Origin of the sequence: Pectobacterium betavasculorum (genome assembly GCF_000749845.1) — a bacterium.
Classification (GTDB): Bacteria; Pseudomonadota; Gammaproteobacteria; order Enterobacterales; family Enterobacteriaceae; genus Pectobacterium; species Pectobacterium betavasculorum.
The window spans coordinates 113489-121513 of the sequence record NZ_JQHM01000009.1 but is presented as its reverse complement, the minus strand read 5'-3'; the positions used below and the strand labels follow the sequence as shown (position 1 = coordinate 121513).

Annotated in this window: 4 protein-coding genes; 3 read left to right on the top strand and 1 reads right to left on the bottom strand. The window is 50.5% G+C overall.

What is annotated here, in order from left to right:
• The coding region (locus KP22_RS16150) for a retention module-containing protein (RefSeq protein ID WP_244880039.1) at nt 1-2536 on the bottom strand (2536 nt) is incomplete at its 3' end.
• Between the two features lie 389 nt (nt 2537-2925).
• Between KP22_RS16150 and KP22_RS16145 the strand changes: the two genes are divergently transcribed.
• The 3 genes from KP22_RS16145 to KP22_RS16135 all read left to right on the top strand — a co-directional run bounded on the left by KP22_RS16145 (nt 2926) and on the right by KP22_RS16135 (nt 7922).
• Nucleotides 2926-4278 (top strand): TolC family outer membrane protein, encoded by a 1353-nt coding sequence (locus KP22_RS16145; protein ID WP_039308725.1) that lies wholly within the window; start codon nt 2926-2928, stop codon nt 4276-4278.
• Nucleotides 4279-4357: 79 nt separating this feature from the next.
• A complete protein-coding gene (locus KP22_RS16140) occupies nt 4358-6574 on the top strand; it encodes a type I secretion system permease/ATPase (protein WP_039308728.1) in 2217 nt (738 codons plus the stop codon).
• On the top strand, nt 6561-7922 hold the full coding sequence (locus tag KP22_RS16135) for an HlyD family type I secretion periplasmic adaptor subunit (protein ID WP_039308731.1): 1362 nt from the start codon (nt 6561-6563) through the stop codon (nt 7920-7922). Before KP22_RS16140 ends, KP22_RS16135 begins: the two co-directional genes overlap by 14 nt.
• The last annotated feature ends 103 nt before the right edge of the window (nt 7923-8025 follow it).

The window sequence follows — 8025 nt, the reverse complement described above, 5'->3', positions numbered from 1 at the left end:
CGCTCCAGGTTTTGCCATCGGCATTGACCGTGGTCTGGTAGGTCTCGCTGCCGACGGTGACCGTCACCGCATCACCGGCCTGAACCTCATTGCCCACCTGACCCGTAACAGAGATCGTCTGGCCGGACTCGGCTGCGTTAACCACGTTATCGCTGGTGATATCGTCGATAGTAATCGACGCCGCTGGCGCATCGGTATCCACGCCGTAAGCGTGAATAGAGTTTGCAGTGGTGACATTGCCCGCCGTGTCGCGCGTGGTGACCGTCGCACTCACATCGCTGTTCGCGGCCAGCACCGAACCGGGAACGTTCACGCTCCAGGTCTTGCCATCGGTATTCACCGTAGTCTGGTAGGTCTCGGTGCCGACGGTAACGGTAATCGCATCGCCCGCTTTCACATCGTTATCGACCTGACCGGTGACCGCAATGGTCTGGCCGGACTCGGCTGCGTTAATCACGTTATCGGACGTGACATCGTCGATGGTAATCGACGCCGCTGGCGCAACCGTATCGACGCCATAAGCGTGAGTAGAGTTTGCGGTGGTGACATTGCCTGCGGTATCGCGTGTCGTAACGGTCGCACTCACGTCGCTATTGGCGGCCAGCACCGAACCCGGAACGTTCACGCTCCAGGTCTTGCCGTCGGCATTCACCGTGGTCTGGTAGGTCTCGCTGCCGACGGTGACCGTCACCGTATCACCGGCCTGAACCTCATTGCCCACCTGACCCGTAACAGAGATCGTCTGATCGGATTCGGCCGTGTTAATCACGTTATCTGACGTCACATCGTCGATGGTAATCGACGCCACTGGTGCGACGGTATCCACGCCGTAAGCGTGAGTAGAGTTTGCAGTGGTGACATTGCCTGCGGTATCGCGGGTGGTGACCGTCGCACTGATATCGCCGTTAGCAGCTAATACAGAACCCGGCACATTGACGCTCCAGGTTTTACCATCGGTATTCACCGTAGTCTGGTAGGTCTCGCTGCCGACGGTGACCGTCACCGCATCACCGGCCTGAACCTTATTGCCCACCTGACCCGTAACAGAGATCGTCTGGCCGGATTCGGCTGCGTTAACCACGTTATCGCTGGTCACATCGTCGATAGTAATGGAGGCGGTGGGCGCATCGGTATCCACGCCGTAAGCATGACTGGTATTCGCTGTAGTGACATTGCCTGCGGTATCACGCGTGGTGACCGTAGCACTCACGTCGCTATTCGCCGCTAATACAGAGCCCGGAACATTGACACTCCAGGTTTTGCCATCAGCATTGACCGTGGTCTGATACGTTTCCGTGCCGACGGTTACCGTCACCGTATCACCGGCCTTGACGTCATTATCGACCTGACCGGTGACCGCAATGGTCTGGCCGGACTCGGCTGCGTTAATCACGTTATCGGACGTGACATCGTCGATGGTAATCGACGCCACTGGCGCATCGGTATCGACGCCATAAGCGTGAGTAGAGTTTGCGGTGGTCACATTGCCCGCGGTATCGCGGGTGGTAACCGTCGCACTGATATCGCCATTAGCAGCTAATACAGAACCCGGCACATTGACGCTCCAGGTCTTGCCATCGGCATTCACGGTCGTTTGATAAGTTTCCGTGCCGACGGTAACGGTAATCGCATCACCGGCCTGAACCTCATTGCCCACCTGACCCGTAACAGAGATCGTCTGACCGGATTCGGCTGCGTTAACCACGTTATCGCTGGTGATATCGTCGATAGAAATTGAGGCAACAGGAGGCAAAGTATCAACCGTTACCGCTTCACTTCCCCCTGTGCCAGGAATGCCCGCAGCATCAGTGTAACTGCCATCAGGGATGCTGACGCGAACCTCGCCCTCGAAATTAGCAGTTGGCGTCAGCGTCGCCGTCCAGCGGGTAGGATCGTTAGGATCCTGCGCCAGATTCGTTACTGTGCCATTTGCTACGGTGATATCACTAAGGTCAAAGCCAACGGCCGGTTTGGTAAAAACAAAACTGATTGTGCCGTCATTGTTTATAACAATGGTGACAGAGGGCGCTGTGGTATCGGTGGTATCTGTTACTGTAGTAAGCAGTATGGATGATGCTTCGCTATTCTGAATAGGTGAGGATTGGTTAGCAAATGATTGTTCAGCAATATCATAGCCAATGGGGACAGTAACAACTTCGCCCGTTAAATCCAACACGACAGTTGAATGAGCTCCTCCTCCGCTCCCCGCCTCTCCCGAATCGTCGTTGCCAGCAGCAGTGGCCTCGAGCACTTGTGTTGGGTCAGCCCCCTGAGCGATAGCATCTTGTATAGCAGCGACATCATTGGCGACATCCGCATTTTTCTGAGAGGACGCATTGCTTACATCACTCCAGCGACTATCACGCCCCAGATCCAGTGTCTTACCATCAGGTAATGTGATTGAAACCGCGCCGTTAGCGCCAGTCACCACTTCTTCCCCACTGTAAACCCGATCGCCAGCAACCAGCAGTCTCTGGCTCCCATCAAGCGCAACGATAAAAACCTGTCCAATAACGAATTTAATTACGCCAATCACACCGTTCAAAATACTTTCTCCTTGATACCTATCATTATTTTTATGATATCGCGATATTGCGATTATAGATCTTGGCTATCATCCTGATAAGGTTGATTTGCTGTGTGTCGTCCTGACATTTTATTAAAAATAGCGTTACGATAGTGTTGTTGTTATGCGTCAAACACTTGACTCAATGAACGATATAATAAAAAATTCAGAATATTCTTTCCAGAACTTTACTCATTTTAGAGTAATCCCTATTTTTCGCTCTGGAATTTTCAGATAAACAAATTAACGAATTGATATTAAAGAGATAAAAATTAAATCAGCTCGCTAAGTGTTTATATAACCTCAAACATTTTAATAGGAATAATCACAAATAAAGTTTTTGTGAAGGAAAACTGCTGATGATTCGTAGATACCATTATGCTTTATTGCCTTTTATTACCGTTCTTTCCTCAGCGACATATGCAGAGACGATTCAAGAAGCAATTAAAAGCACGCTATATTCACACCCTGAAGTGAGCGCCTCTATTAATAACCGCTTTTCTGCCGAACACGATCTACGGGCGGCAAAAGGTGGATATCTTCCTTCCATCACCCTGAGTGCAGGCGTTGGCCGTGAGGAAACCGATAGCCCCTCAACACGCGCCGGTATCAATAAACGCGTTGAGCTCAGCCGCCAGGAATCAAGTATTAATCTGAGCCAAACGGTATTTGATGGTTTTGCCACCTCCAGCGAAGTGGGCAGACAGCGTGCCACCGTTAATTCACGTGCCTATAAAGTCTTAAATACCAGTGAGGCAACAGCGTTAGATGCCGTTCAGGTGTATCTCAATGTGCTACAGCGTCAGGAATTCGTACGTTTGGCGCAAGCCAACCTTGCAAGCCATGAGCGTATTTACGATCAAATAAGGCTGCGCAGCGAGCAAGGCGTTGGGCGATTGGCCGACCTGGATCAGGCTGAAGCGCGTTTGGCGCAAGCAAGAAACAACGCATTGACAGAGCAAACCAATCTTGACGATGCCAAAATCAACTATATGAGTATTGTGGGTAAGGTGCCGGAGAATTTGGTTATGCCCGATACGTCTGTGATAAAACTCCCCGCCTCGTTAGAAGAAGCACAGCGCATCATGCTGGCGAACAGCCCGGCACTAAAATCCGCAGAATCAGATATTGAAGCGACTCAGCAACAGTATGAGACTTCAAAATCAACGTTTTACCCACGCCTTAATGTTGAACTCTCCCGCACGATGGATAACAACGTTGACGGGACACGCGGCCAGAGCAATGAGTGGCAGGCGATGCTACGGATGCGCTATAACCTGTATGAAGGCGGTAGCAGCAAGGCCAACATGGAGTCCAAAGCCTATCAGGTAAAAGAAGCACAGGATGTACGAAATAATGCTCTGCGCCTGCTGAATGAAGAACTCAAACTAGCCTGGTCAGCGTTAAACAATTCGCGTCAGCAGGTTCCGATTGCCGCCGAATACGCGGACCGTAGCATGAAAGTACGTACCGCCTATCAGAAGCAATTTGGTTTGGGGGAAAGGACGCTGTTGGACTTACTGGACAGTGAAAATGAGCTGTTCACCGCGCAACGCCGTCTGGTCGAAGTTCGCTTTATCGCCCTCTATACCGAATATCGGATCACATCGCGTATGGGAGAGCTATTAAACCGTTTGGCTATACCGGCTCCTGATGCTGGTACCAGCTCGACAAACGTGACAACCTACGCCGAGTTGCCGAGCCTCAATTAATATATTTCATTAGTCAGACGGCGATAAATTATGGTTTATATGCGAGGGAATCACGTTGCGTAAGGGAACGTTCAGTTAAATGAAGTTGCATTCAGTACAGGAGGCGAAGGGTTCTGATGAATCGGCCGCCCATGAGTCTATCGTTCACGAACGCACCGTTCATGAAAATAGTGACCCTCGCAGCCGTCACGATGATCCCTTATTGGACGGCTTGCTGATCCTCTGTACGTTGCAGGGGAAATCCGTCAGCCGTACTACCCTCACCGCAGGGCTACCCTTAGCCAACCAGCGGTTGTCTGTAAAATTGCTCCCAAGAGCGGCTGCACGCGCGGGGTTGCAAGGGCGTGTTCTCAAGCGTTCTCTGAATAAAATTTCTGAGATGTCACTCCCTGCGATGCTGCTGTTACGGGAAGGACGAGCGGCGATTCTACTGGGCTGGAACGCGGACGGCAGTGCACGCTTGATGCCCAGTGAAACAGAAGGCGGAGAAATTTCCGTTGAGCACAACACGCTGCAACAGAATTACCTTGGTCTGGTGATGTTTGCTCAGCCTCGCCATCAGTTCGATTTGCAGAATCCGTCTCTGATTCCGCGCACTAAATCCTGGTTCAAGGATACGCTTAAACTTTCACGTTCACTCTATCTCGATGCCGTGCTCGCCAGTTTGCTGGTGAACATTATCGCGCTTGCCACACCGCTATTCGTGATGAATGTCTATGACAGAGTTGTCCCGAATCAGGCAACAGCGACATTGTGGGTACTGGCTATCGGCGTTACCGGCGCTTTCGTTTTCGATTTAATACTCAAAACGCTGCGTGGTATTTGCCTCGATATGGCGGGCAAAAAAACCGATCTGATTATTTCGGCTACGTTATTTGAACGCATTACCGGTATGTCGATGAAGGCTCGACCAGCACGCGTCGGTAGTTTTGCACAGAATATTCATGAATTTCAGTCGCTAAGAGATTTTCTTTCCTCACTGACGCTGACGACGCTGATCGATTTCCCCTTTACCCTGCTTCTGCTATTAGTTATCGGCATCATCGGCGGCCCGCTGGTCTGGGTTTCTATACTGGCCTACCCTATCGCTCTGCTGGCAAGCTGGGCGATGCAAAAACCGCTGTCCGCTACGATCGAAAAAACGATGCATCTTGCCAGTGAACGGCAAGCAACATTGATCGAAACATTGAGCAGTCTGGATGCCATCAAAGTAAATAATGCGGAAAGTGAACGACAGCACCTGTGGGAACAGACGATTGGTAGCCTAAGCAAGCTGGAAATGCGGGCAAAAACGTTATCCTCACTGGCGGTTAACCTGACGCAGTGGTTTCAGCAATTTGCTGGCGTTGCCATGATTGTCGTCGGTGTCTATATGCTAATTAACGGCAAACTCAGCATGGGTGGGCTTATTGCCTGTTATATGCTGAACGGCAGAGCATTGATGCCTTTAGGTCAACTGTCTGGTTTGGTCAGCCGTTACCAGCAGGCACGTTTAACGATGCAAACGACTGAACAGATGATGCAGTTGCCGCAGGAGCGTAGCGATAACGAACGCCCACTGAAGCGCGAGAGCATCCGAGGGGGTATCGAATTTCGCGATGTGACGTTCAATTACCCAGAACAAAAAACCAGTTCGCTACAAAGCATCAGCCTGACTATCGCTCCCGGTGAGAAAGTGGGTGTCATTGGCCGCAGCGGCTCGGGTAAAAGCTCGCTACAAAAGCTGATTGTGAACCTCTATCAGCCCAATGTGGGCAATATTCTGATCGACGGTGTCGATGCCCGACAGTTGGATGTCAGCGATTTGCGTCACAATATCGGCTATGTTCCTCAAGATATTCAGTTATTCAGTGGTTCGCTGCGCAATAACCTCATTAGCGGCGCACGCTATGTCGAAGATGAAGCCATGTTGCGAGCAGCGGAAATTTCCGGGGTGAATGAGTTCGCACGTCTGCACCCCGATGGCTACAACCTTCAGGTTGGCGAACGCGGTCAACAGCTCTCCGGCGGGCAACGTCAGGCTGTCGCAATAGCCAGAGCGCTGTTGCTCGATCCGCCGATTCTGGTGCTCGATGAACCCACCAGTTCGATGGATAACACCAGCGAAGATCGACTAAAGCAGGCTCTGATCCCCGTAATTGCAGAGAAAACGCTCTTGCTGGTGACCCATCGAGTTTCGATGCTGGCGCTGGTCGATCGTTTAGTGATTGTTGACCGAGGTAAAATCATTGCTGATGGGCCGAAAGCGATCGTGATGGATGCGTTGAAGAAGGGGCAGATCAATGCGTCTCGGTAAATATATCAAACGAATCAAACGATATTTTGTCGGCGGAGACGAAGAAAGCCTGCAAACGATGCCAGAAGTGAGTCGGGCAATGGCTGAGGATTCGCCACGCTCTATTCGCTTCACGCTGTGGGCTATCGGTGCTTTTTTCCTGTTTTTCATCCTGTGGGCCGGGCTAGCGAATATTGATGAAGTCACGCGAGGCGACGGGAAAGCGATTCCTTCTTCCCGGCTGCAAAAAATTCAAAACCTGGAAGGGGGTATTATCACGGAAGTATTCATCCGTGAGGGGCAGGTCGTGAATGCTGGCGACTCTTTGCTACGCCTTGATGATACGCGCTTTGCTTCTAATGTCGGTGAAACCGAAGCCGATCGGCTTGCGCTGCTGTCACGAATTGAACGTCTGAAAGCCGAAATTAGCGGTCAGGCGTTAGTGCTTTCCGAAGAGATTACGATGCAAGCCCCTAAAATCGCGGCAGGAGAACAAGAGCTTTATAATAGCCGTCGCCAGCAGCTGCATAACGAAATATCCGGTCTGGAAGAGCAATTGATTCAGCGCCGTCAGGAACTGCGCGATTTCGCAGCCAAGGAGATCCAATTCCGCAATAGTCTGGGCCTGCTTCAGCAAGAAATTAAAATGTCAGAACCGCTGATCGCAGAAGGTGCCATTTCTAAAGTAGAGGTTTTACGTCTGCGCCGTGCTGAAGTAGAAACGCGTGGTCAGCTTGACTCCATTAGACTCTCCATTCCGCGGGCGGAGTCTGCGATTAAAGAGAGCGAGAATAAAATAGAGGAAACGCGCAGCCGCTACAAAAGCGAGGCATTATCTCAGCTCAGTGAAGCACAAACCAACCTGAACAAAATTGAAGCCACGGGTAAAGCACTTGAAGACCGGGTCAACCGAACGCTAGTTGTATCACCGGTTCGCGGTATCGTGCAGCAGGTTCTGGTAAATACTATCGGGGGCGTCATTCAGCCGGGTAGTGATCTGGTGGAAATTGTTCCGCTGGATGACAAACTGTTAGTCGAAGCTAAAATTCGCCCGCAGGATATCGCCTTTTTACATCCAGGTCAGGATGCCATAATAAAATTGACAGCCTATGACTACACCATCTACGGCGGTTTAAAAGGTCAGTTGGAACAAATTAGCCCAGACACAGTAACCGATAAAGAAGGGAACAGCTTTTATATTATCCGACTGCGGACTGATAAGAATTATTTAGGTACAGCCGATAAACCGCTTCTTATCATTCCTGGTATGGTGGCCTCTGTTGATATAATAACGGGAAAGAAAACAATCCTCAGTTATTTGTTAAAGCCGATTATTCGAGCAAAAGCAGAGGCTCTACGAGAAAGATAATAAAAAGGCATTTCATAAAAATAATGCATTTTCTATTTTATACTCTAAATAATTCGAGTTTCAGGAAGGCGGCAAGAGAAGGAATCCCGATGAGCTTACTCAA